This window comes from Halococcus salifodinae DSM 8989, from assembly GCF_000336935.1.
Lineage (GTDB): Archaea > Halobacteriota > Halobacteria > Halobacteriales > Halococcaceae > Halococcus > Halococcus salifodinae.
Genome location: NZ_AOME01000076.1, coordinates 118,975 through 143,350, shown reverse-complemented (window position 1 = coordinate 143,350; position 24,376 = coordinate 118,975). Strand labels below are relative to the sequence as shown.

Genomic DNA, 24,376 nt, shown 5'->3' with positions numbered 1-24,376 from the left:
AGTGAGGTGTGGCGTCGGCCCGGCGTCGACAGTCCGATCGTCAGTCGTTTCTCGTGGTCGGTGTGCGTAGCGGCACTGTCGGGCAGTTCAAGACGTTCGAGGGCGAATTTCGGTCATGGATGCCGCGACGCTTCGCGACGACATGGTCGCGGGCCTCGAGCACGAGAGCAAGGCCGTCGTCGAGAGCGAGCGGGTGAGCGCCGCGATGCGGACGGTCCCCCGCCACGAGTTCGTCGACGACGCGGCCGCATACGCCGACCACACGGTCGAACACGCGGGCACGCGCGTTCTCGCACCGAGCACCGCTGCACGGCTCGTCGAGGCGCTCGCGCCCGAGTCCGGCGACCGAGTGCTGGTGGTCGGCGCTGGTGTCGGCTACACCGCCGCGATCTGTGCGGCGATCGCGGGCGAGCACAACGTCCACGCGATCGATATCTCGCGCCGGCTCGTGATCGAGGCTCGCCGAAATCTCGCGCGTGCGGGCTACGACGGCGTGCTCGTCGACCGACGCGACGGCACACACGGACTGGCGGCGTACGCCCCGTTCGATCGGATTCTCGTCGAGGCCGCCGCCGTCAGCCCGCCGCGCGCGCTCGAAGAGCAGCTCGCCGCCGGCGGTCGTCTCGTCCTCCCCGTCGGCACGCAGGATCAATCGCTCGTCGCGGTCGAGGACGGAGCCACGGAGCGCTTCGGCCCGGTATCGTTCGCCCCGCTGCTCGTCGAGGGCGAACAGTCGGATACCGTCGAGCGAAACCGAACCCACCGTGAGGACCGCGAGCGTGCGGAACGGACCGCACAGCGTCGTTCGGGCTGGGAACAGGACTGGATCGATTGGGAGTAGTCGTCGTTGCAGCTTCGTCCATCCGAACGCACGAATGCGATGCTTCCCCTCGCGGTTCGCTCTCGCACCGTCGATCACCCGATTCGACCCACCATTTCCGACAGCACCCGCACCGTGGAAACACTCCACACTCGCGCGATGTTCCCCAGCTGAGGGATTGTTTCACACTATACCAGAACTAATTATGCAGTCTAGAACGTGAACAGCCAGCAACTACGATCGAATTAATAGTAAACGTAGGTAATTGGCCAGAACGGGTATCTTACAAATGCCTAATGAACAGGTGATGCCGCGCAACGGAGCACGAGGCGACAGCGATAGCACAGGCGAGGGCGTTCGAACGAACCGCCGTACGTATCTGAAGGCCGCCGGAGCGGCCGTGGCGTCGGTACCACTGCTCGCTGGGGAGGGAGCAGCGGAGTCGCGTCACGGAATCAGCTTCGACAACGTCGTCGATATGGTCGATGACGCCGGCTGTGACCCGAACGGCAACAGCGCGTGTGACGGCAAGCTGCAGTCGGCCGCGGGCAGCAACACGCTGCTCAAGTTCCCATCGGGAACCTACAAGTTCAACGGAAAGAACGCACTCAACGGGTACGATAACTTCGGGATCGTCGGCGAGGGCGACGTCACGTTCGTCGTTTCCGGCGGGTTCGACGACAAACTGCTGACGATCAACAACGGCAACGGGCTGCTGATCGAGAACATCACCGTCGACCAGAACGGCGCAACCCCGTTGGTGCAGTGTGCCCCGGACGACAACCTCCAGGTCCACGGTCTCTCGATCGTCGGTCAGGGTCGGGCGTCGAGCGATGCCGCGTCCGACGCGTTCGCCGCGGCCGTCCGGTCGTCCGGTGGCCAGGGCGTCGTTTCGAACCTCACCGCACACAACGCTGGCAAGATGGGTGCGTACGCCCGGACGGGTATCTGGGTCGGTAGCAACCACAAAGGGACACTCACCCTTCGGAACTGCAACGTCGAAGGCTTCTCGAACAACGGTGTGTACGCCAGCCGGACACCTGGTGCCGTCCAGGTCGAGGGCGGTACCTACAAGAACAACGACCTCTCACAGGTCCGGATCGGCAGCTCCGGCAGCTACGTCGACGGTGCCACCATCGAGACCGATCTCTCCGACAGCAACAGTCCGAACCCGGACGACATGCTCAACGGTTCGGGGATCCGGCTCGAAAGCGACCGTGGCGGCTCGGGCGCTGAGGTCCGCAACTGTGACGTCCGCATCGGCCCCGAGGTCAACGCCGACGGCGGGATCCAGATCTTCGGGAACTACCCCTCGTTCAGTATCAAGAACACCCGCGTGGAGTTCAACCCAGACAAAGCGTACGCGATCCGCGGCAAATCGCCCAACGGGTCGAGCGGCAACGCGGGCGGGACGCTCAAGAACGTGAGCGTCACGGGCAACGCCTCCAACGCGGTCGGCGTCCTGATCGAGGATCGACCGAACACCACGATCGAGGACAGCTGTATCCAGCAGACCGGCGGCGGTCGCGTCGGTATCGCGCTCCACAACTGTGACGGCAGCCGGGTGGCAAACACCACCGTCAACGCGAGCGCACAGGCGGTCCGCGTAAAGAGCGGCAACGTGAACGTCAGCAACATCCAAGAGAGCGGGACCTGTCCCGCACCGAGCCTCGGCTCGTCGAACTACACCGGTAGCTCGTCGTCGGGCTCGGATGGGTCGTCGGGTGAGGACACCTCGTCCGAATCGTCCTCGAACGACGATTCGAGTGACTCGTCGTCCGGTGGTTCCTCGGAGGACTCCTCGTCGAGTGACGGCTCGTCGGATGATTCATCGAGCGACTCGGGATCGTCGGATGAAGAGTCCAGTGACGATGGCTCGTCGGATAGCGACTCCTCGGAAAGCTCATCGGATGAGGCCTCGGACGACTCGTCCGACGATTCCTCGTCGGGTAACTCCGACGGTGCCGGATCGGACGACAAGTTGAGCGGCAACATCGACGAATCGGACGTTCCCAAACCGTCCGACAGCGCGAACTTCGTCGTCACGGACACCGACACGTCCGGCGGCCGCATCCCCTACGAGCTCGCGACGAGCGGCGATCTCGAAAAGGCAAAAACCGGCGGAGCGACCGCGGACGACAACGACGACATCTCGGAGAACACCGCCTCGGGCGGCGTCAACGAGTGGCGCGACAGCTACGAGTACGAGGGCGAGATCGTCGAGCTCGAAGTCGACGATCGCGCGATCCTCAAGCTCGACGCGGACACGCAGACGATCAAGGTGATCGGCAAGGAGAGCACCGGCCCAACGGACTACTCCCTCGAAGTCACCGGCGAGCTCGAACACGCCGACAGCTCGTCCGACCCGATCACGGACGACGGTCAGTCGGTCGAGGGTGGCGTTGGCAACTCTCGAGACGTCTACAACTACACTGGTCGGCTGCTCGAGGCTTCGGTCGAGGACTCGGTCTCGATCACCACCCAGCCTGAATCGCTCGACAACTAATCGTCCGCGTCCCTGCTGCGCTTCCGTCGACGGCCCTTCTTTGTTGACGTGCGATCGACGTTTCGACCCCGGTGATCCACGGTGATTCGGATCGATACCGAGAACGACACTGTTCGTCTCCAGTAGTTACTGTCCGCTTGATCGTTTCGCGGGCGTCACACGTCCATCTACAGGGGACAACCGATGGATGGAGCTCTCAGTACCGCCCCAGCGTTCGTCTGCCGATCAACGACGCTCGCGAATCGGCGTCGACAGGAAAGCGCCCGAAGCGGGATTTGAACCGGAGCCAGACGGTCGGCCTCACTCCGTTCGGCTGCGCGCGACCGGCAGGGTTCAAATCACCGGACAGTCGTTCTCGGAATTCGGTTGCTCGCGACACAGTAAGCTGGTCGCTCGTGGGTTGGATTCAGAGAAAGCGCCCGAGGCGGGATTTGAACCCGCGTCACGACCGTGACAGGGTCGTATGATGGGCCACTACACCACCCGGGCAAGCGACATCAGTTTCTTACCCGGAGATGCCCTTAAGGGTTTCCAAACTGATCCACCGCTCTCCGGGGAAGCCCGAAACGCTATGTTCCCCCCGACCGTCGGTGCAGCCACGATCGATTCGACGATCTCGAACCGAACGAGCGGGTCCGAACTGCGCCTGCCAGCCCACGCTGGCGGCGTTGACAACGCTTAAGTCGCCCCACGGCGTAGGCCCTGTAGTATCTCGTGATAGCCACTTCTCCCCCGGTCAGACACACATGGTGGACGTAGGTCAGCACACGCTCGTTCCCGAGCACACGATCGTCGAAGACGACGAGATCGACGAGGTGCTCGACGAGTACGACATCAGACGCACCGACCTTCCGAAGATCAAACGTACCGACCCGGCACTCCCCGACGACGCCGCCGCGGGCGACGTGATCCGGATCGTCCGGGACTCCCGAACGACGGACCAGGCGGTCGTATACCGACTCGTGGTAGAATGAACAGGCAAGACAGGCGTTCGATCTCGCGAGAGTACTTCTCCCGCGAGCGGCTCGCAGAGCACCATTTCCGGTCGTTCAACGCGTTCCTCGGCCGCGGAATGCAGCAGGTGGTCGACGAGAAGGAGACCATCGACACCGACATCGGCGACAAGGAGGGCGAGGAGCCCGTCTACGTCGAACTCGGTGACGTACGGGTCGTGACGCCCCGCGTCCGCGAGGCCGACGGCAGTGAGGAGCGGCTCTATCCCCAAGAGGCCAGGCTCCGGAACATCACCTACTCCGCGCCCGTTTTCATGGAGATGGCGGTCGTGGTGGGTGGCGAAGAAGAGGAAGAGCGCGTCGTCGACACCGCCGAGACCCAGATCGGGCGGCTCCCGATCATGGTGGGCTCGGACAAGTGCAACATCGCCGATGCGACCGACGAGGAGCTGATCGAGCTCGGCGAGGACCCCGCCGACCCCGGTGGCTACTTCATCGTCAACGGCTCCGAGCGCGTGCTGATGACCAGCGAGGACCTCGCACCGAACAAGATCCTCGCCGAGTACGACTCGAAGTACGGCGACGAGATCCAGGTCGCCAAGACGTTCAGCCAGCGTCGTGGGTACCGCGCGCTGGTGCTGTGCGAGCGCAATCGAGAGGGGCTGCTCGAAGTCAGCTTCCCCTCGGTGTCGGGCAGCATCAACTTCGTGACCCTCATTCGGGCACTCGGGCTCGAATCCGACGAGGAGATCGTCCATCGGGTCTCCGACGACCCCGAGATCGTGAAGTTCATGCTCGAAAACCTCGAGGCCGCGGAGGTCCAGACCGAGGAAGCCGCGATCGAGGACCTCGGAGAGCGTGTCGCGTCGGGCCAGGGCAAGAACTACCAGTTGAAGCGTGCGAACTACGTGATCGACCGGTATCTCCTGCCGCACCTCCACGAGGAGGGCGTTCCGGACGAGGAGACCCGGATCAACAAGGCGTTCTACCTCTGTCGGATGGCCGAGGCGTGCTTCGAGCTCGCCCTCGGACGGCGCGAATCCGACGACAAGGACCACTACGCGAACAAGCGCCTCAAAGTGTCGGGCGACCTGATGACCGACCTGTTCCGGACGGCGCTCAACAAACTCGCGCGCGACGTGAAGTACCAGCTGGAGCGGGCGAACATGCGGAACCGGCAGCTCTCGGTCAACACCGTGGTTCGCTCCGACGTGCTGACCGAGCGGCTCGAACACCCGATCGCGACCGGTAACTGGGTCGGCGGGCGCTCCGGTGTGAGTCAGCTCGTCGACCGGACCGACTTCATGGGCGTGCTCTCGCACCTCCGGCGACTGCGGAGCCCGCTGAGTCGGAGCCAGCCCCACTTCGAGGCGCGGGACCTCCACGCCACTCAGTGGGGGCGGATCTGTCCCTCCGAGACGCCGGAGGGGCCGAACTGTGGGCTCGTGAAGAACTTCGCGCAGGCGATGGAGCTGTCACAGGACGTCGAGGACGAACAGGGACTCAAACGAGAGCTGGCGTCGATGGGTGTCGAGGGGATCCCCGGCATCGAGGGCGTCACCCCGAGCGCTGATTGAGATGAGTCAGGCACGCGACGCGAAAGTCTACGTGAACGGCAGCCTGGTCGGCACGCACGACCAGCCCGAACAGCTCGCCCACCAGATCCGCGAGGCGCGACGCCGCGGGGACGTGGCCGAGACGGTGAACGTCTCGGTCAAGGGCCGCACCAACGAAGTCATCGTCAACGCCGACGCCGGCCGGGCGCGACGGCCCCTCATCGTGGTCGAAGAGGGCGATCCCCTCATCACCGAGGAGGAGATCGGAGCACTCGAAGACGGTGAGAGCGAGTTCGAGGATCTCGTCGAGCAGGGCTACATCGAGTTCATCGATGCCGAGGAAGAGGAGGACATCCTCGTCGGCGTCGACGAGGACGACCTCTCCGAGGATCACACCCACCTCGAAATCGACCCACAACTGATCTTCGGGATCGGCGCGGGGATGATTCCCTACCCCGAGCACAACGCCTCGCCCCGGATTACGATGGGGGCAGGGATGATCAAGCAGTCGCTCGGACTGCCGAGCGCGAACTATCGTATCCGGCCCGACACCCGTCAGCACCTGCTGCACTACCCGCAGCTCTCGATGGTCAAGACCCAGACCACCGAGCAGATCGGGTACGACGACCGGCCTGCGGCCCAGAACTTCGTGGTCGCGGTCATGAGCTACGAGGGGTTCAACATCGAGGACGCGCTGGTGCTGAACGAGGGCTCCGTGGATCGTGCGCTCGCGCGTTCGCACTTCTTCCGGACGTACGAGGGCGAGGAACGACGATATCCGGGCGGTCAGGAGGACCGCTTCGAGATGCCCGACGACGACGTGCGCGGCGCGCGCGGCGAGGAGGCGTACACCCACCTCGACGAGGACGGCCTCGTGAACCCCGAGACCACGGTCGACGAGAGCGCGGTGCTGCTCGGCAAGACCTCGCCGCCACGATTCCTGGAGGAGCCCGACGACATGGGTGGCCTCTCGCCCCAGAAACGCCGCGAGACATCGGTGACGATGCGTTCGGGCGAGTCCGGAGTGGTGGATACGGTGACGCTGATGCAGGGCGAGGACGGCTCGAAACTCTCGAAAGTTTCCGTGCGCGACCAGCGGATCCCCGAGCTCGGCGACAAGTTCGCGAGTCGACACGGCCAGAAGGGCGTCGTGGGCCACATCGCGCCCCAGGAAGACATGCCCTTCACCGAGGAGGGCGTCGTGCCCGACCTCATCATCAACCCGCACGCGCTGCCGTCGCGGATGACGGTGGGCCACGTGCTGGAGATGCTCGGCGGCAAGGTCGGCTCCCTCGAAGGGCGGCGGGTCGACGGCACGGCCTTCACCGGTGAGGACGAGGAGGAGCTCCGCGGGTCGCTCGAAGAGCACGGGTTCGATTCGAGCGGGAAGGAGATCATGTACTCCGGCGTGACGGGCGAAAAGATCGACGCCGAGATCTTCGTCGGGACCATTTTCTATCAGAAACTCTACCACATGGTCTCGAACAAGATCCACGCTCGCTCGCGCGGCCCGGTCCAGGTGCTCACGCGCCAGCCGACCGAGGGGCGCGCTCGCGAGGGTGGGCTCCGGGTCGGCGAGATGGAGCGGGACGTGCTGATCGGGCACGGCGCGGCGATGGCGTTGAAAGAGCGCCTGCTCGACGAGTCCGACCGGGAGTTCGTCTACGTCTGTGGGGAGTGTGGGATGAGTGCGGTCGAGAACGTCGAGCAGCGTCGGGTGTACTGCCCGAACTGTGGGGAGGAGACCGAGATCCACGAGATCGAGATGAGCTACGCGTTCAAACTCCTGCTCGACGAGATGAAGGCGCTGGGGATCGCCCCGCGGCTCGAACTCGAGGACGCGGTCTGAGGATCACTACCGACTACACATGAGCACGAACGCAACACCAAAGGAGATCGGTGCGATCGACTTCGGGCTGATGAACCCGGAGGAGTACCGCGAGATGAGCGCGACGAAGATCATCACCGCCGACACCTACGACGACGACGGCTACCCCATCGACATGGGGCTGATGGACCCCCGGCTCGGCGTGATCGACCCCGGTCTGGAGTGCAAGACCTGCGGTCAGCACTCGGGATCGTGTAACGGCCACTTCGGCCACATCGAGCTCGCCGCGCCCGTGATCCACGTCGGGTTCACGAAGCTGATGCGGCGGCTGCTTCGGGGCACCTGTCGGGAGTGCTCGCGACTCCTGCTCGACGAACAGGAGCGCAACGAGTTCGCGAACCGCCTCCAGCGGGCGCGCGAACTCGACGACGACGTGAACGACGTGACGAAGGCCGCGATCCGCCAGGCGCGAAAGAAGGATCGGTGTGCGTACTGCGGCGAGGAGCAGTACGACATCCAGCACGAGAAGCCGACGACGTACTACGAGGTCCAGGACGTGCTCGCGGCGGAGTACCCCGAACTGATCGCCGAGGCGATGCAGCCCGACGAGGAGTCGGACGAGCCCGGTAGCTCGCCCCAACAGCTCGCCGACGAGACCGACATCGACCTCTCGCGGATCAACGACATTCTGGGTGGGGAGTTCCGGCCGCGCGAGGCCGATCGCGAGGCGATCGAGCGCGCGCTCGACGTCGACCTCACCGAGGAGGACATGAACAAGCTGATGCCGAGCGACATCCGGGACTGGTTCGAAGCGATCCCGGACGAGGATATCGCGGTACTCGGGATCGATCCCGAGCGTTCGCGCCCGGAGTGGATGATCTTGACTGTCCTCCCCGTGCCGCCGGTCACCGCCCGGCCATCGATCACCCTCGACAACGGCCAGCGGAGCGAGGACGACCTGACGCACAAGCTGGTGGACATCATCCGGATCAACCAGCGGTTCATGGAGAACCGTGAGGCGGGTGCGCCACAGCTCATCATCGAGGACCTCTGGGAGCTGCTCCAGTACCACGTCACGACGTTCATGGACAACGAGATTTCAGGCACGCCGCCCGCTCGCCACCGTTCCGGACGGCCCCTCAAGACCCTCTCACAGCGGCTGAAGGGCAAGGACGGCCGGTTCCGAGGCAGCCTCTCGGGCAAGCGTGTGAACTTCTCGGCTCGTACTGTTATCTCGCCGGACCCGACCCTCAGCCTGAACGAGGTCGGGGTTCCCGAACGGGTCGCCGAAGAGATGACCCAGACGATGAACGTCAACGAGCGCAACATCGAGGAGGCGCGCCAGTACGTTCGCAACGGCGCGGAGACCCACCCCGGCGCGAATCGGGTCATCCGGCCCGACGGCAAGGTGATGAAGATCCTCGATCAGGCAAAGGAAGAGCTCGCCGAGCGGATCGAGCCCGGCTGGCAGGTCCAGCGCCATCTCTCGGATGGCGACATCGTGATCTTCAACCGCCAGCCCTCGCTCCACCGGATGAGTATCATGGCCCACGAGGTCGTGGTGATGCCGTACAAGACGTTCCGGCTGAATACTACTGTTTGTCCGCCGTACAACGCCGACTTCGACGGCGACGAGATGAACATGCACGCCCTCCAGAACGAGGAGGCGCGTGCAGAGGCCCGCGTGCTGATGCGGGTCCAAGAGCAGATCCTCTCGCCGAAGATGGGCGAGAACATCATCGGCGCGATCCAAGACCACATCAGCGGGACTTATCTCCTCACCCACGACGACCCCGAGACCGGTGGGATCCCGCGGTTCAACGAGACACAGGCGCTCGATCTCCTCCGGGCGACGGCGGTCGACGGGCTGCCTGATTCTGATGGTGAAGAGGACGGAAAGCCGTACTGGACCGGCCGGACGATCTTCTCCGAGCTGCTGCCCGGCGACCTCGACCTCGAGTTCAGCTCGTCGACCGGTGATACGGTCGTGATCGAGGACGGCCAGCTCATCGAGGGAACCGTCGACGAGGACGCCGTCGGCGCGTTCGGCGGCGAGGTCGTCGACCGCATCGTGAAAAAGCACGGCGAGACCCGTGCGCGCGTGCTCATCAACGAGGTCGCGTCGCTCGCGATGCGCGCGATCATGCACTTCGGGTTCTCGATCGGGATCGACGACGAGTCGATCCCGGAAGCGGCCGAGACCCAGATCGACGAGAGCATCGACAACGCCTACGAGCGGATCGACGAGCTCATCACCACCTACGAGAACGACGAGCTCGAATCGCTGCCCGGCCGCACCGTCGACGAGACCCTCGAGATGAAGATCATGCAGACACTCGGGAAGGCCCGGGACTCGGCGGGTGACATCGCGGAGGACCACTTCGCGGAGGACAACCCCGCGGTCATCATGGCCGAGTCGGGCGCGCGTGGTTCGATGCTCAACCTCACCCAGATGGCGGCCTGCGTCGGTCAGCAGGCGGTCCGTGGCGAACGGATCAATCGCGGGTACGAGGACCGCACGCTGAGTCACTACAAGCCAGACGACCTCTCGGCGGAGGCCCACGGGTTCGTCGAGCACTCCTACCGCGGCGGGCTCACGCCACGGGAGTTCTTCTTCCACGCGATGGGCGGCCGTGAGGGACTCGTGGATACGGCGGTCCGGACCTCGAAGTCGGGCTACCTCCAGCGCCGGCTGATCAACGCGCTGTCGGAGCTCGAAACCCAGTACGACGGCACCGTCCGGGACACCAACGACAACATCGTCCAGTTCGAGTTCGGCGAGGACGGCACCAGTCCGGTGAAGGTCTCCTCGGACACCGAGAACGACGTCAACGTCGAGGCGATCGCGGACGACGTGCTCGCCGCGGAGTTCGCGGACGACGGCGAGGCGTTCGTCGCCGAGCCGACGACCAATCTCTCGGAGGACGCCGACGACCGGATGGCCGACGACCGAACCGACACGCCGATCGAAGTGCCACAGGTGAACGATGACTGAGATCACGAGCGGGATCGAGTCGACGGTCGAGGGGACCGACCTCCCGAAACGACTCAAGGACGAAGTGTACGAAACGATCGAGGACCGGGACGTGACCGCAGAGGAGGCCGACGAGATCGCAACGGCGGTCGAGGAGCGGTATCTCGACACCCGGGTGGACCCACTCGATCCCGTCGGGACCGTGTCGGCTCAATCGATCGGCGAGCCCGGCACCCAGATGACGATGAACACGTTCCACTACGCGGGCGTGGCGGAGATCGACGTCACTCAGGGGCTGCCGCGGCTGATCGAACTCGTCGACGCTCGGAAGACCCCCGACACGCCGATGATGACGGTGCATCTGGACGGGGAGTACGCGACCGACCGCGAGAAGGCCCACGAGGTGGTCTGGGGGATCGAGGCGACGCGCATCCTCGCGCTCGGGGACGTCTCGACCAACGTCGCCGACATGCTCGTGCAGATCGATCTGAACGATCAGACCCTCGAAGAGCGGATGATCACGCCGGAAGAAGTCGCCGAGATCATCGAGGACAGCCTCGGCGTCGACGTCACCCAGTCGGGGACTACTGTGGAGTTCGGACCCGAGCAGCCGAGCTATCGTGATCTGCTCCAGCTCGTCGAGGAGCTGCGCGAGATCGTGTTCAAGGGGATCGACGAGGTCTCGCGGGTCGTGATCCGAAAGGAGGAGCTCGACACCGGCGAGGAGTTCGTGCTCTACACCGAGGGATCGGCCTTCGGCGACGTGCTCGACATCGAGGGCGTCGACGCCTCGCGGACGACGTGCAACAACATCCACGAGATCCACAGCAACCTCGGGGTCGAGGCCGCGCGCGAGACCATTATCGAGGAGACGATGGACACGCTCGAAGAGCAGGGCCTCGGCAACGTCAACATCCGCCACCTCATGCTCGTCGCGGACATCATGACCGCCGAGGGCACGATCGAGTCGATCGGTCGCCACGGCATCTCGGGCTCGAAGGACTCGGTGCTCGCCCGTGCCGCCTTCGAGGTCACGGTCAACCACCTGCTCGATGCGGCAGTCCACGGCGAGGTCGACGATCTCAACGGCGTGACCGAGAACGTCATCGTCGGCAAGCCGATCAAGCTCGGCACCGGCGACGTCAACCTCCGGATGGGCGGCACGAGCGGTGCGGCCGGCGGCGCGGACGACGAAACCAGCGCCGACTGAGATGCGCGTGACGCTCTCGGACGCGGCGCGCCGACACATCGCGCTGTTCGAGGACGTCACGGGAACGACCGCCGTCGACTGTCTGTTCGACGATGCGAACGATCGAGTCTGTTTTCTGGTGGCGGCCGGCGAGATGGCCGACGCGATCGGTCCCGACGGACGGATGGTCGAAAAAGTCGAACAGCGACTCGATCGGCCGGTCACGCTCGTCGAGGACGCCGACACGCCCGAGGCGTTCGTCGCCAACGCGCTCGCGCCCGCCGCGGTGTACAACGTCACGATCAGCGAGAACCGGGATACGGTGGCCTATGCGGAGGTCGATCGGGCCGACCGGGGCGCGGCGATCGGTGCGGACGGCCGGCGGATCGAGACCGCGCGGCGACTGGCGAAGCGGCATTTCGACATCGACGACATCGAACTAGCGTAGCGTTCTCGTGGAAGATGTGATCCAAAACGAGAGAAACGACCTCAGAGAATGAAAGAGGCCGAAACGAGAGCTGAACCGCGATTGCCGGTACAAGTGAGAAACCGCCACCGCTCCGCAAACCACACCGCACCGCGGCGCGCCCGCCGCGCGCCATCCGCACCCACACACGGTCTCAGTCGAAGCGCTTGCCACGACCCGAAAAGGGAGGCTTAAGTGCGCCCATCGGATACAGGAGTCCATATGGCCAACGGCAAGTACGCGGCGCGGAAACTCAAGAAGGACCGCCAGAGCCACCGGTGGTCCGACTCGGAGTACGCCCGGCGGGAACGCGGGCTGCGCGAGCAGTCGGACCCGCTTGAAGGCGCTCCCCAGGGACGGGGCATCGTGCTCGAAAAGGTCGGCATCGAAGCCAAGCAGCCGAACTCCGCGATCCGGAAGTGTGTCCGGGTCCAGCTCATCAAAAACGGCAAACAGGTCTCGGCGTTCTGTCCCGGCGATGGCGCGATTAGCTTCATCGACGAGCACGACGAAGTCACGATCGCGGGGATCGGCGGCGCGAAGGGCCGCGCGATGGGTGACATCTCGGGCGTGAACTACAAAGTCGAGAAGGTCAACGGCGTGAGCCTGATCGAACTCGTCCGCGGGAACGCGGAGAAGCCGGTGCGATAATGTCTGCCGAAGAGGATACCCCCGAGCCGGAGAAACCCGCTGGGACCGACGAGGAGAGCGAGACCGACGCGCAGCTGTTCGAGCGCTGGGAAGTCACGGGGTTCGAGTACAACGACCCCTCGACCAAGCGCTACATCACCGTCACCCCCGTGGAGCACACGATGGGTCGCCACGCCGGCAAGCAGTTCCAGAAGAGCGAAGTCTCGATCGTCGAACGGCTGATCAACCGGCTGATGCAGTCCGACGCGAACACCGGCAAGAAACAGCAGGCCACCCGGATCGTCCGGAAGGCGTTCGAGGAGGTCCACGACCGGACCGACGAGAACCCGATCCAGGTGCTCGTCACCGCGGTCGAGAACGCCGCTCCGCGCGAGGAGACGGTGCGGCTGAAGTACGGCGGGATTTCGGTGCCCCAGGCTGTGGACGTTGCCCCCCAGCGCCGGGTCGACCAGGCGCTCAAGTTCCTCGCTGAGGGCGCGTACAACGCGTCGTTCAAGTCGCCGACCGACGCCCACGAGGCGCTCGCCGACCAGCTCACCGGCGCGGCGAACTACGACGTCCAGACGTACGCGGTCAACCAGAAAGAGGAGAAAGAGCGCGTCGCGGCCGCGGCTCGCTGATCCGGTCCGAATCTGATTTCGGTTCGATCGTCGGTTTTCCTGTTTTCGGCCGCCAAGCAGTCGCGACGAGCAGCGGTGGTCAGTCGGCGGCGTAGTTCGATCGAGTCGCGTACTCACGGGTCGCCTCGACCAGCGCGCGACGGTACTCGCCCGCGTCGGGATCAGCCCCGAGATCCCGAAAGCGACGCTTGAACGCGGCGATTTCGATCCCGGCGGCGTCGTTCGCGGCGGCGTGGGCGAGGTCGTACAGCCGATGGTCGTCGCCGATGCAGTCGTGGCGTTCGAGGAGTGCGAGCGCGAACGCCGCGTTGACCGCGGTGATCTCCGGGTCGGCCGCGGGCGTGAGTCGCGTCCACGACGGCGGATCGGCGGGTCGGTCCGCGAGCGCGGCCGCGAGGCTCGACTCCAGAAACGCCACTAGCCTGTCGGCAGGAGCCACAGTAAGGGTGATGTCGTCGGCGTAGATGTCCTTCATGTGGTTCGCGATCTGATAGCACTGGGTGAGCGTCCGCCGCTCGACCGAGTGGCCCGCCAAGGCGAGATAGAGCGCCTCCCGCGTCGACTGGACGTGCGAGGGATGGTCGGTCTCGTGACGGCGCATGTGCGAATACTCGTGGAGCGCGAGCGGGCGCGCCATCGCGGAGTTCGCCGCCTGGCGGGAGATGTTGAGCACGTGGTGGTCGTCGTAGTGGGCGGTCCAGGTCCGCGAGTCGGGGTTGTCGCGAACGTGGACGTCGACCGGGAGATCGAGGTCGTGTTCGGTCGTGAAGAGGTCGCGCGCGCCGAGGAACGGTTCGGTCGGGCCGGCTGACTGCACGCGAACGTCCATGTGTACTCATCACAGGCTGGGACGGGTATGACTCTTGTGCCGGTGTTGCGCCCTGACAACAGTTTCCTCTCCCTACTCGGTGTGACCGATCCACTCACTGGCAGTAAAGCCTGCTGGTGGCATCTGGATCAGCTAAAATTTGCTGTGCAATCATTTCGATGACTGAAAACCCCCCGAGTGCAACGCCAGTAGTGAAACAGACAACTAGTGGAACCGACCGTGGGTTTTTACTACTCACGGGATTACTGGCATCTACTCAGCGAGCCAACCAGACGGTAGGTATTTAAAACCAAATGAAAATAAACGATTACTCGACCAAAAACGGTGAGACGGTTAATTTATCTGACTTTGTTATTTTAGTAGGCCCTAATAATACTGGGAAATCACAGACACTACGCGACATTTCTAGTATCATGTCAAATGGACAAGAGGCGTCGAATTCTACTATTGTGACGGATATTGATTATGAAGATACGAGTTATAGTGCGTTTATGCAGGAATTGTCTGTCGTAGAAAATCCAGATATGGCTAACAGACATAATGTAAGCGGAATTTCGCCCAGTCTTAACAATCGCAATACAGAGAATCTCAACACAAACCAATTAGAAGGGCTACAAACCAGTGGCGGCGATGTAACGAGTTCTGATTTGGTTCGCCGTAGACTAATGCAATTCAAAGTAGCTTTTCTAAACGCATCTTCAAGGCTCGAAATCGCCAATTCTTGTGAAACTTATAATTTCCATGAGGGAGATCCGTCCAATGTTCTACAGAAGCTTTACGAAGCTCCTTCTGCTCGCAGAGAACTCAATAGTGCTTTCAACAACATTTTCCAACAAGATATAGTACTTGATTTCAGTAGCACTCGCACCTTCTCACTCAGAGTAGATGACGACCTAGATAATATCAACGGAAACATAGTTACTCCGACTGGTAATCCGGAAAATGATCAAGAAATAGGTGAGAAAATAGATGATCAAGGGGCCGGTTATCGGAGTTTAGCGGGGGTAATCTTAAGTCTGCTTTTAGCACAACAACGTGTCGTGTTGCTGGACGAGCCAGAGGCTTTTCTGCACCCTGCACAAGCGAGAGAATTTGGCATTTGGTTATCTGAACACGCAAGGAGTACTTCTGGCCAGATTGTAATCTCTACTCACAATTCCCATTTCTTAGATGGAGTACTATCTGGAAATGCTGGCACCACAGTATATCGACTTAATCGATCCGATGATCATACGCAGTATAACAAAATTTCGGAAGATGTGATTTCTAACCTATCTTCCGACTCTCTATTATCTAGTTTGAGGGTGATGAACGGTGTATTCCAAAAAGGAATAGTGATTTGTGAGGGTGGCTCAGATAAGTTAGTTTACAGATATGTAGCTGACGAGATCCTTGGTGAAAGAAATGCCGAATATATACCCTGTAATAGGATACACAATGCACCTAAAATTGCCAACGTATTACGAGCAGGAGCGATACCTCAGGTGATCGTAGCCGATATTGATATTTTGTCGTCTCCATCAATATTTCGTGATTCTCTTGAAGCGCTAAGTGGGAAAATATGGGGAGTATGATGAGCGAGTGCAACCGCATATGTCAACAAATCCAATCAAGTAGTACTGAGTGGTCGGATTTCAAGCAGGATGGTATATCCTCAGTGAACAACGAAATCGCCAAAAATATTGGAGAACTCATACTCGCTGCTGAGAGTCATGGTCTCTATATTCTGAGTGTAGGAGCTGCTGAAGGATGGTTTGACATAAATGGGAAAGTATCTGAGAATATTGATGAAGTGCTTGACCAGATAGATAGTGACTGTCCTGACCAACTACAACGATTTGTACACCAATTTCAGAAATCACTTGTAGACCAATATGAAAATATAGTTGCAGTATAAAACATCACTGATTTTGAGAGTTCTGGTTCAAAAGGTCGCTCCTCTTCTCAATTAGGGGCTAACGAGAGAAAAGCGTATCACTACCCTTTTGACCCTGCTTCCGGTACGAATCGACATAATGGGCCGACGTAGAAAGATCGTACAGGAGTGCGAGCGGCTGATGGACGAACCGGAGAACATCCGGAACATCGCGATCGCCGCACACATCGATCACGGCAAGACCACGCTGACGGACAACCTGCTCGCCGGCGCGGGCATGATCTCCGAGGACCTCGCGGGCGAGCAGCTCGCGATGGACACCGAGGAGGACGAGCAGGAACGCGGGATCACGATCGACGCGGCGAACGTCTCGATGACCCACGAGTACCAGGACACCAACCACCTCGTCAACCTCATCGACACGCCGGGCCACGTCGACTTCGGCGGCGACGTCACCCGGGCGATGCGCGCGGTCGACGGCGCGCTCGTGGTCGTCGACGCGGTCGAGGGTACGATGCCCCAGACCGAGACCGTCCTTCGTCAGGCACTCCGCGAGAACGTCAAACCTGCGCTGTTCATCAACAAGGTCGACCGCCTGATCAACGAGCTTCAGGAAGGCCCCGAAGAGATGCAGGAGCGCCTTCAGGCCGTGATCGGCGACGTCAACGAGCTCATCCGTGGGATGGACGAGGAGAAATACGAAGAAGAGGGCTGGAAGGTCTCGGTCCAGGACGGCACCGTGGCGTTCGGTTCGGCGCTCTACAACTGGGCGACCAGCCTGCCCCAGATGCAGGCCACCGGGATCGACTTCGCCGACATCATCGACTACAACCGCAACGACGAGATCGACGAGCTCCGCAAGCACTCGCCGCTCTCGAACGTCGTGCTCGACATGGTGGCCGAACACTTCCCGAACCCCGTGAAGGCCCAGCCCGAACGGGTTCCCACCGTGTGGCGTGGCGACGACACGTCCGAACTCGCCGAGGGCATGCGCCTCGTCGACGACGAGGGCGAGGTCGTGTTCATGGTGACCGATATCGGGATGGACCCCCACGCCGGCGAGATCGCCTCCGGGAGACTGTTTTCGGGCACGCTCGAACGCGGCCAGGACCTCTACGTCTCCGGGACGGCGGGCACCAACCGCATCCAGTCGGTCGGGATCTTCATGGGCGGCGAGCGTGAGGAGGTCGAGCGCGTTCCCGCCGGGAACATCGCCGCCGTCACCGGCCTTCGGGACGCGATCGCGGGTTCGACGGTATCGAGCGTGGAGATGACACCGTTCGAGTCGATCGAGCACATCTCCGAGCCCGTCATCACGAAGTCCGTCGAGGCCCAGAGCATGGACGACCTCCCGAAGCTGATCGAGACGCTCCAGCAGGTCTCGAAGGAGGACCCCACCATCCGGATCGAGATCAACGAGGACACCGGCGAGCACCTCATCTCCGGCCAGGGCGAGCTCCACCTCGAAGTCATCACCCAGCGCATCGAGCGCAACCAGGGCATCCCCGTCACCACGGGTGAGCCCATCGTGGTCTTCCGCGAAGCCGTCCAGCAGCCCTCCGACATGGTCGAGGGCCAGTCGCCCAACCGTCACAACCGCTTTTACCTCACCGTCGAACCCCTCCCGGCGGACGTCGTCGAGACCATCAAGCGCGGCGAGGCGTCGATGGACATGCCCGAACAGGAACGCCGCGAGGCGCTCCAAGAGGCAGGGATGGACAAGGACACCTCCCAAGAGGTCGAGACCATCCACGGGACGAACGTCCTGATCGACGACACGAAGGGGATTCAGCACCTCAACGAGACGATGGAACTCGTCGTCGAGGGCTGGGAAGAGGCGCTCGACGACGGGCCGCTCGCCGCAGAGCCGGTCCAGGGCACCCTCATCCGCCTCGACGACGCGCGGCTCCACGAGGACGCCATCCACCGTGGGCCCGCTCAGGTCATCCCCGCCGTCCGGCAGGCGGTCCACCGCTCGCTGATCGACGGTCGGATCTCGATGCTCGAACCCATCCAGAACGTCCGGATCGACGTTCCCTCGGAGCACATGGGTCCCGCCTCGGGCGAGATCCAGGGCCGCCGTGGCCAGGTCGACGACATGTACCAGGAAGGCGACCTCATGGTGGTCGAGGGCGTCGCGCCGGTCGACGAGATGATCGGGTTCGCGAGCGACATTCGCTCCGCGACCGAGGGCCGCGCGTCGTGGAACACCGAGAACGCGGGCTTCCAGGTGATGGCCGACAACCTCCAGCCCGAGACGATCAAGGAGATCCGCGAGCGCAAAGGGATGAAGCTCGAACTCCCGCCCGGCGTGGACTACTTCTAGAACCCACCTTTCGTACCCACCTTTTTACTTCGGGGCATCGCTCGCCTTCGGCTCGCTCAACCCCTCGCAAAAATCTGGACCAAAAACACCCGCTCACGAGAACTTCGACCTCGTTCGCGGTGGGATCACTGGTGCTCTCCGCAACCGCACAGCACCGCCCGAGCCCTCGGACGCTCCCGTTGGTCGCGTCCTCGCCCTCGATCCGCCGAGGACCGCACCCGCCACCGTACTGCGGCCGCTGCCGCACCGCGACCGCCGCAGCAACCGCTCAAAACGGCAGATACTGGTCGTAGAGATCGTCCAACCGATCGTTGATCGCGTCACCGTTCTGGCTGCCCCACGGGTTGCGCGAGAAGTAGTACATGCTGGCGAGGATGACGCCGATCGTCACCGCGAGCCGCGGCGCGAACGCACTGAGCAGGAACGACGACAGCCCCGCGATCAATCCCGAGATGAAGACATCCATGATCTGATGGGCGACCGACATGGATAGTATTGGGACGGCGCGACCCTAAGCGGTTCGACTGGCAGCGGAGCGCTCGGGCCGGACGACCAACCGCGGCAACAACGAACCAGCCGAGAAGTGAGTGTTTAAGCCCGACGGCCCGCGAGCAGGGGGTATGAATACGACTGACGCACGCACGCTACGGTGGTCGCCGTGAGCGAATCGGCCGACGGCACGGTCTCGGCGTACACGGTGCGGCTCGAACTCGTCGACGAGCCTGGCGAGCTCCTCCGTACGCTCGAACCCATCGCCGACAACGGCGGGAACCTCCTCTCGATCTTCCACGAGCGGGGCTCGCTCACTCCCCGGGGTCATATCCCGGTCGAGGTCGATCTGGAGGCGACGCCCGAGCGCTTCGAGTCGATCGTGACCGCACTCCGCGAGGCGGGCGTGAACGTCATCCAGGCCGGCGCGGAACGCTACGGCGAGGAACTCTCGGTGGTGCTCGTCGGCGATCTCGTCGAGACCGATCTCTCCGATACCCTCTCGCGGCTCGAATGTGCGAGCGCTTCGGTAGCGGACATCGCACTATCGGCCCCGGACGGCACCGATGAACCCGCGAGCGCCCGCCTCCGGCTGGCGACTCAGACCGGCGAGCGCGACCGTGCGCTCGACACCGTTCGCGACGTCGCCGACGAGAAGGACCTGCTCCTCGTCGAGCCGCTCGTGGGGGCCGACCGATGAGACTCGCGATCATCGGCTGTGGCGCGGTCGGGAGCGCGGTCGCCGAGCTTGCTGGCGAGTACGGCCACCGCGTGACGGCGCTCGCCGACTCGACGAGCGCGACGGTCGATCCCGACGGCATCGATGTCGGGACCGCTCTCGAACGGAAGGCCGAGGGCCGAGGCATCGGCACCGACGAAATCGATCGCGCGCTCGATGCGGAGTACGACGCCCTGATCGAGGCCACGCCGACGACCCTCGGCGACGCCGAACCTGGATTCTCACACGTGCGCCACGCGCTCGATCGCGATTCCCACGCCGTGCTCGCGAACAAGGGCCCGGTCGCCGAGCGGTACGCCGACCTCCGGGCGGCCGAGCGCGAAAGCGAGGGCGAAGTCCTGTTCGAGGCCGCCGTCGGTGGCGCGATCCCGGTGCTCTCGACGATCGCGGATCTCGGCCCGGCGAACGTGACCGCCGTCCGGGGCGTGCTCAACGGGACCGCGAACTTCATCCTCTCGCGGATGAGTGCCGAAGGGCTCGCATACGACCACGTGCTCGCGGAGGCCCAGGACCTCGGCGTCGCGGAGGCCGACCCCACCTTCGACGTCGAGGGCACCGACGCCGCACTCAAGTGTGCCATCCTCGCGAACGTCCTCGGAAACGGCGAGACGACACTCGCGGACGCCGACGTCACCGGCATCACCGATCTCACCCCGAGCGCGCTCGATCTCGCCACCGACGACGGCCGCACCGTCCGGCTGGTCGGCGAGGTCGTCGACGGCGACGGGGGCCCCGAGGTCCGGGTCGGTCCCCGCCTCGTGCCCGAAAACGGGACCCTTGCCGTGACTGGGACCCAGAACATCGTCCAGGTCGAAACCCGCCACGCCGGCCAGTTGAACCTGAGCGGGCGCGGTGCGGGCGGTCGGGCGACCGCGACCGCAGTGCTCGGGGACGTGGGGCGACTTCCCTGAACGAGTCGGTCATCCGCAGCGACGAGGCCGTGGGCAGGCGTCCCAAACCGGCCGAGGCTGGCGTTCTCGGGCCGTGTATCGTAATCGTTTTAACCGGAACTACCGAACGCTCCCGGTACAGCGCACCCTGCGCGTGAGACACCTATGGCAGACAAACCGCACCAGAACTTGGCCATTATCGGCCACGTCGACCACGGCAAGAGCACGCTCGTCGGACGCCTCCTGTACGAGACAGGCAACGTCCCCGAGCACGTCATCGAGCAGCACAAAGAGGAAGCCGAGGAGAAGGGCAAGGGCGGCTTCGAGTTCGCCTACGTGATGGACAACCTCGCCGAAGAGCGAGAGCGAGGCGTCACCATCGACATCGCCCACCAGGAGTTCGACACCGACGAGTACTACTTCACCATCGTCGACACCCCTGGCCACCGTGACTTCGTGAAGAACATGATCACGGGCGCGAGCCAGGCCGACCACGCCGTGCTCGTGGTCGCGGCGGACGACGGCGTCCAGCCCCAGACCCAAGAGCACGTCTTCCTCGCCCGCACGCTGGGCATCCAGGATCTGATCGTCGGGATCAACAAGATGGACCTCGTCGACAACTCCGAGAGCGACTACAAACAGACCATCGAGGAGGTCAAGGAGCTCCTCGGTCAGGTCAACTTCGCCACCGAGGACGCGAGCTTCATCCCGATCTCGGCGTTCGAGGGTACCAACATCGCCGAGGCGAGCGACGACACGCCCTGGTACGACGGCGAGACGGTTCTCGAAGCGCTCAACACCCTTCCGGAGCCCCAGCCGCCGACCGACGCCCCGCTCCGGCTTCCGATTCAGGACGTCTACACCATCTCGGGCATCGGTACAGTACCAGTCGGGCGCGTCGAGACCGGCACGCTCGAAACCGGCAACAACGTCTCCTTCCAGCCGAGCGACGTCGGCGGCGAGGTCAAGACCGTCGAGATGCACCACGAGGAAGTCCCGAAGGCCGAGCCGGGTGACAACGTCGGGTTCAACGTCCGCGGCATCGGCAAGGACGACATCCGCCGGGGCGACGTCTGTGGCCCCGCCGAGGACCCCCCGTCAGTCGCTGAGACCTTCCAGGCCCAGGTCGTCGTGATGCAGCACCCGAGCGTGATCACCGCGGGCTACACCCCGGTCTTCCACGCACACACCACACAGGTCGCCTGCACCATCGAGTCGATCGACTCGAAGATCGACCCCTCCAGCGGCGAGGTCGACGAGGAGAACCCCGACTTCATCCAGTCGGGTGACGCCGCCGTCGTGACCGTGCGTCCGCAGAAACCGCTGAGCATCGAGCCGTCGAGCGAGATCCCCGAACTCGGGAGCTTCGCCATCCGCGACATGGGTCAGACCATCGCCGCTGGCAAGGTCCTCTCGGTCGACGAGTCATAATGCAGCAGGCGCGCGTCCGCCTCGCCGGCACGAGCCCGGAGGACTTGGACGATATCTGCGACGACGTCCGCGAGATCGCCACCAAGACGGGGGTCAATCTCAGCGGACCGATCCCGCTGCCGACGAAAGAGCTCGAAGTGCCGATCCGGAAATCCCCCGACGGCGAGGGGACCGCGACGTGGGAGCACTGGGAGATGCGGGTCCACAAGCGGCTGATCGACCTCGACGCCGACGAGCGCGCACTCCGCCAGCTCATGCGGATCCAAGTGCCGAACGACGTCAGCATCGAGATCGTTCTCGAAGACTGAACGCGACGGTTCGACTCGACAGCTGTCGGCCGCGGCACTGAGCTCGCTCACGCGCTCGGCCCACACCACCCGTGCAGTTTTCTATCACGAGACACAACCACAGGTATGGGTCGCCTCGCGGGAAGTCCGACGGTTCAGACGCTCGCGATCATGGCCGTCGTGTTCGTCGTCAACGAGGCCACCAAGCTGCTCGGTTTGCTCGGCCTGTCGCAGTTCCTGTTCGTTCTCGGTCCGACCTTCCCGCTTCGACCGTGGTCGCTGGTGACGAGTGTCTATGCTCACGCCGGCCCCGCACATCTCGTGAGCAACGCGATCATGCTCGTGCTGATCGGACTGATCGTCGAGCGCTCGACCACGTGGTTCCGGTATCACGTTTTCTTCATCACCACGGGCGTGCTCGCGGGCCTCGCCCAGGTGATGCTCCTGCCGGGGAGTCGGGTTCTCGGCGCGAGCGGCGCGATCTTCGCCCTGCTGGGGTACGTCGTCGCCGGCAATCCGGTGTCGGGCTCGGTGCTCGACGTGCTCCGATTGAACCGATGGGCCCAGATCGCGCTGTTCGCGGTGCTCGCGATCGTCGTGACGGTGATGACCGGCGCGCCCGGCGTCGCGCTGGTCGCGCACTTCACCGGCTTCCTGCTCGGACTGCTCGCTGGACGCATGGGGCTGTTGGCGGTTGGCAAACCTCGCGACAGAACGCAAGTTACAAGCGGACCGCCCGGATAGAAGCGGATGCGGGCTCGTAGATCAGTGGTAGATCGCTTCCTTCGCAAGGAAGAGGCCCCGGGTTCGAATCCCGGCGAGTCCACTCCTTCACTCGCTTCGCTCGTTCAGTCGTGGACTCGCCGACCCTCGCAAACGCTTCGCGTTTGCTCGGTCCCGGCGAGTCCGTCGTGGGCTCGGTATCGTTCGAGCGATTCCGATGTACTCCCTCAACAGCAGACGGCTCTGGCGGCTCACAGCCACGATCATCGAAGTCGAATTACGATACGACCACTCGCCACCGCACAGCCGCCGCTCACACTCACTCGGAGGGAGCGCTTATTACCGATCCGGGAGATATGATTGACGAATGAGTCAGACGGCCACGGTCGCCATCGATCCGCACGTCCATTCGGAGGGCTCGTACGACGGCCGGGAGCCGGTCGAACTCCTCCTCGAACACGTGGCCGATCTCGAACTCGACGGGATCGTCGTCACCGACCACGACGCGATCGAGGAGTCGCTCCGAGCGGCCGAGCTCGCGCCCGAGTACGGGCTGCTCGGGATCCCGGGCGTCGAGGTCTCGACCAGCCACGGCCACCTGCTCGCCATCGGGGTCGAAACCCGCCCGGAACGGGGGCGATCGCTCACTGAAACGGTCGAGCGGGTGCGCGACCTCGGCGGCGTCGCGGTCGTTCCCCACCCCTTCCAGCGGAGCCGTCACGGCGTCAGGAAACGCTATCTCACCGACTGTGATGCGATCGAAGCCTACAACTCGATGGTGTTCACGGGCTACCGGAACCGTCGGGCACGGGCGTTCGCGACGGCGCACGAGTACCCGAAAGTCGGCGCGAGCGACGCTCACACCCTCCCGAACGTCGGCCGGGCCTACACCGAGATCCGGATCGATCTCGACGCCGCGTCGCTTCGCTCCGAGGCCATCGACGGCGAGGCGGTCGTCGAGGCGATGCGTGCGGGCGCGACCGAGATCAAGGGCAAGCGAACGCCGATCCACCGCAGCGCACGTCAGTACACGAAAGGTGCGTTCCGGAAGGGAGCCTATCTCGCCACGTCGCGAATGCCGGTCGTCCCGACCGTCCCCGCCTCGATGAGCGAGTGATCGGCGTGGCGCGTTCGGACCGCGGAGCTGCACTTCGAAACTGATTCGATGCGACACTCGTTTTGGCCACAGAACTGGGAACAGTTCGTGTCAAGGGAAATTTGTC

21 protein-coding genes and 2 tRNA genes are annotated in these 24,376 nt (G+C 63.5%); 20 read left to right on the top strand and 3 right to left on the bottom strand.

The window, feature by feature from the left end; translation table 11 throughout:
• Positions 1 to 115: 115 nt before the first annotated feature.
• Together C450_RS16180 and C450_RS16175 are read left to right on the top strand one after the other, a co-directional pair.
• Complete coding sequence (locus C450_RS16180) at positions 116 to 841, top strand: protein-L-isoaspartate O-methyltransferase family protein (protein ID WP_005045300.1); 726 nt, start codon at positions 116 to 118, stop codon at positions 839 to 841.
• A 286-nt stretch (positions 842 to 1,127) separates the two neighbouring features.
• On the top strand, positions 1,128 to 3,326 hold the full coding sequence (locus tag C450_RS16175; RefSeq protein ID WP_005045298.1) for a hypothetical protein: 2,199 nt from the start codon (positions 1,128 to 1,130) through the stop codon (positions 3,324 to 3,326).
• Positions 3,327 to 3,742: 416 nt separating this feature from the next.
• On the opposite strand, the gene C450_RS16170 is transcribed toward C450_RS16175, so the two are convergent.
• Positions 3,743 to 3,815: transfer RNA gene (locus tag C450_RS16170), tRNA-Asp, on the bottom strand.
• 257 nt (positions 3,816 to 4,072) lie between these two features.
• Between C450_RS16170 and C450_RS16165 the strand changes: the two genes are divergently transcribed.
• The 8 genes from C450_RS16165 (at position 4,073) to C450_RS16130 (ending at position 13,563) form a co-directional block, all read left to right on the top strand.
• Positions 4,073 to 4,300, top strand: coding sequence for a DNA-directed RNA polymerase subunit H (locus C450_RS16165; RefSeq protein WP_005045296.1), 228 nt, complete (start codon positions 4,073 to 4,075; stop codon positions 4,298 to 4,300).
• Positions 4,297 to 5,856, top strand: a complete 1,560-nt coding sequence (locus tag C450_RS16160) for a DNA-directed RNA polymerase subunit B'' (protein WP_005045295.1) — start codon at positions 4,297 to 4,299, stop codon at positions 5,854 to 5,856. Before C450_RS16165 ends, C450_RS16160 begins: the two co-directional genes overlap by 4 nt.
• A 1-nt stretch (position 5,857) precedes the next feature.
• Complete coding sequence (gene rpoB, locus C450_RS16155; protein ID WP_005045291.1) at positions 5,858 to 7,684, top strand: DNA-directed RNA polymerase subunit B; 1,827 nt, start codon at positions 5,858 to 5,860, stop codon at positions 7,682 to 7,684.
• 19 nt (positions 7,685 to 7,703) lie between these two features.
• Positions 7,704 to 10,658, top strand: a complete 2,955-nt coding sequence (locus C450_RS16150; RefSeq protein ID WP_005045288.1) for a DNA-directed RNA polymerase subunit A' — start codon at positions 7,704 to 7,706, stop codon at positions 10,656 to 10,658.
• Positions 10,651 to 11,847 (top strand): DNA-directed RNA polymerase subunit A'', encoded by a 1,197-nt coding sequence (gene rpoA2, locus C450_RS16145; protein ID WP_005045286.1) that lies wholly within the window; start codon positions 10,651 to 10,653, stop codon positions 11,845 to 11,847. The genes C450_RS16150 and rpoA2 overlap by 8 nt, the downstream gene beginning before the upstream one ends.
• A gap of 1 nt (position 11,848) precedes the next feature.
• Positions 11,849 to 12,274: a NusA-like transcription termination signal-binding factor gene (locus C450_RS16140; protein ID WP_005045280.1), complete on the top strand. Its 426-nt coding sequence runs from the start codon at positions 11,849 to 11,851 to the stop codon at positions 12,272 to 12,274.
• Positions 12,275 to 12,514: 240 nt separating this feature from the next.
• Complete coding sequence (locus C450_RS16135) at positions 12,515 to 12,943, top strand: 30S ribosomal protein S12 (RefSeq protein WP_005045278.1); 429 nt, start codon at positions 12,515 to 12,517, stop codon at positions 12,941 to 12,943.
• Positions 12,943 to 13,563: a 30S ribosomal protein S7 gene (locus C450_RS16130; protein WP_005045275.1), complete on the top strand. Its 621-nt coding sequence runs from the start codon at positions 12,943 to 12,945 to the stop codon at positions 13,561 to 13,563. The genes C450_RS16135 and C450_RS16130 overlap by 1 nt, the downstream gene beginning before the upstream one ends.
• Positions 13,564 to 13,642: 79 nt before the next feature.
• Here the strand turns inward: C450_RS16130 and C450_RS16125 are convergent, their stop codons facing one another.
• Complete coding sequence (locus tag C450_RS16125) at positions 13,643 to 14,392, bottom strand: DUF5781 family protein (RefSeq protein ID WP_005045272.1); 750 nt, start codon at positions 14,390 to 14,392, stop codon at positions 13,643 to 13,645.
• Between the two features lie 293 nt (positions 14,393 to 14,685).
• Between C450_RS16125 and C450_RS20960 the strand changes: the two genes are divergently transcribed.
• The 3 genes from C450_RS20960 (at position 14,686) to C450_RS16120 (ending at position 18,594) form a co-directional block, all read left to right on the top strand.
• Entirely contained in the window at positions 14,686 to 15,966 is a 1,281-nt protein-coding gene (locus C450_RS20960; RefSeq protein WP_080510321.1) for an ATP-dependent nuclease, read from the top strand.
• Positions 15,967 to 16,049: 83 nt separating this feature from the next.
• Positions 16,050 to 16,289 carry a hypothetical protein gene (locus C450_RS21760; protein ID WP_152424522.1) on the top strand — a complete coding sequence of 80 codons (240 nt, stop codon included), beginning with the start codon at positions 16,050 to 16,052 and terminating at the stop codon, positions 16,287 to 16,289.
• A 118-nt stretch (positions 16,290 to 16,407) separates the two neighbouring features.
• Positions 16,408 to 18,594: an elongation factor EF-2 gene (locus C450_RS16120; RefSeq protein ID WP_005045270.1), complete on the top strand. Its 2,187-nt coding sequence runs from the start codon at positions 16,408 to 16,410 to the stop codon at positions 18,592 to 18,594.
• Positions 18,595 to 18,862: 268 nt separating this feature from the next.
• Here C450_RS16120 and C450_RS16115 read toward each other — a convergent pair whose 3' ends face one another.
• Positions 18,863 to 19,081: a hypothetical protein gene (locus C450_RS16115; RefSeq protein WP_005045268.1), complete on the bottom strand. Its 219-nt coding sequence runs from the start codon at positions 19,079 to 19,081 to the stop codon at positions 18,863 to 18,865.
• 162 nt (positions 19,082 to 19,243) lie between these two features.
• On the opposite strand from C450_RS16115, the gene C450_RS16110 reads away from it, so the two are divergent.
• From C450_RS16110 to C450_RS16080, 7 genes are all read left to right on the top strand, one after another.
• Positions 19,244 to 19,783, top strand: a complete 540-nt coding sequence (locus tag C450_RS16110; protein ID WP_005045266.1) for a hypothetical protein — start codon at positions 19,244 to 19,246, stop codon at positions 19,781 to 19,783.
• Positions 19,780 to 20,733, top strand: coding sequence for a homoserine dehydrogenase (locus C450_RS16105; RefSeq protein WP_005045264.1), 954 nt, complete (start codon positions 19,780 to 19,782; stop codon positions 20,731 to 20,733). The genes C450_RS16110 and C450_RS16105 overlap by 4 nt, the downstream gene beginning before the upstream one ends.
• 144 nt (positions 20,734 to 20,877) lie before the next feature.
• Complete coding sequence (gene tuf, locus C450_RS16100) at positions 20,878 to 22,143, top strand: translation elongation factor EF-1 subunit alpha (RefSeq protein WP_005045262.1); 1,266 nt, start codon at positions 20,878 to 20,880, stop codon at positions 22,141 to 22,143.
• Positions 22,140 to 22,451, top strand: coding sequence for a 30S ribosomal protein S10 (gene rpsJ / locus C450_RS16095; protein WP_206536545.1), 312 nt, complete (start codon positions 22,140 to 22,142; stop codon positions 22,449 to 22,451). Before tuf ends, rpsJ begins: the two co-directional genes overlap by 4 nt.
• Positions 22,452 to 22,556: 105 nt before the next feature.
• Positions 22,557 to 23,174, top strand: a complete 618-nt coding sequence (locus tag C450_RS16090; protein WP_005045258.1) for a rhomboid family intramembrane serine protease — start codon at positions 22,557 to 22,559, stop codon at positions 23,172 to 23,174.
• Between the two features lie 10 nt (positions 23,175 to 23,184).
• Positions 23,185 to 23,256 (top strand) — tRNA-Ala (locus C450_RS16085).
• 264 nt (positions 23,257 to 23,520) lie between these two features.
• Complete coding sequence (locus tag C450_RS16080; RefSeq protein ID WP_005045256.1) at positions 23,521 to 24,270, top strand: CehA/McbA family metallohydrolase; 750 nt, start codon at positions 23,521 to 23,523, stop codon at positions 24,268 to 24,270.
• The last annotated feature ends 106 nt before the right edge of the window (positions 24,271 to 24,376 follow it).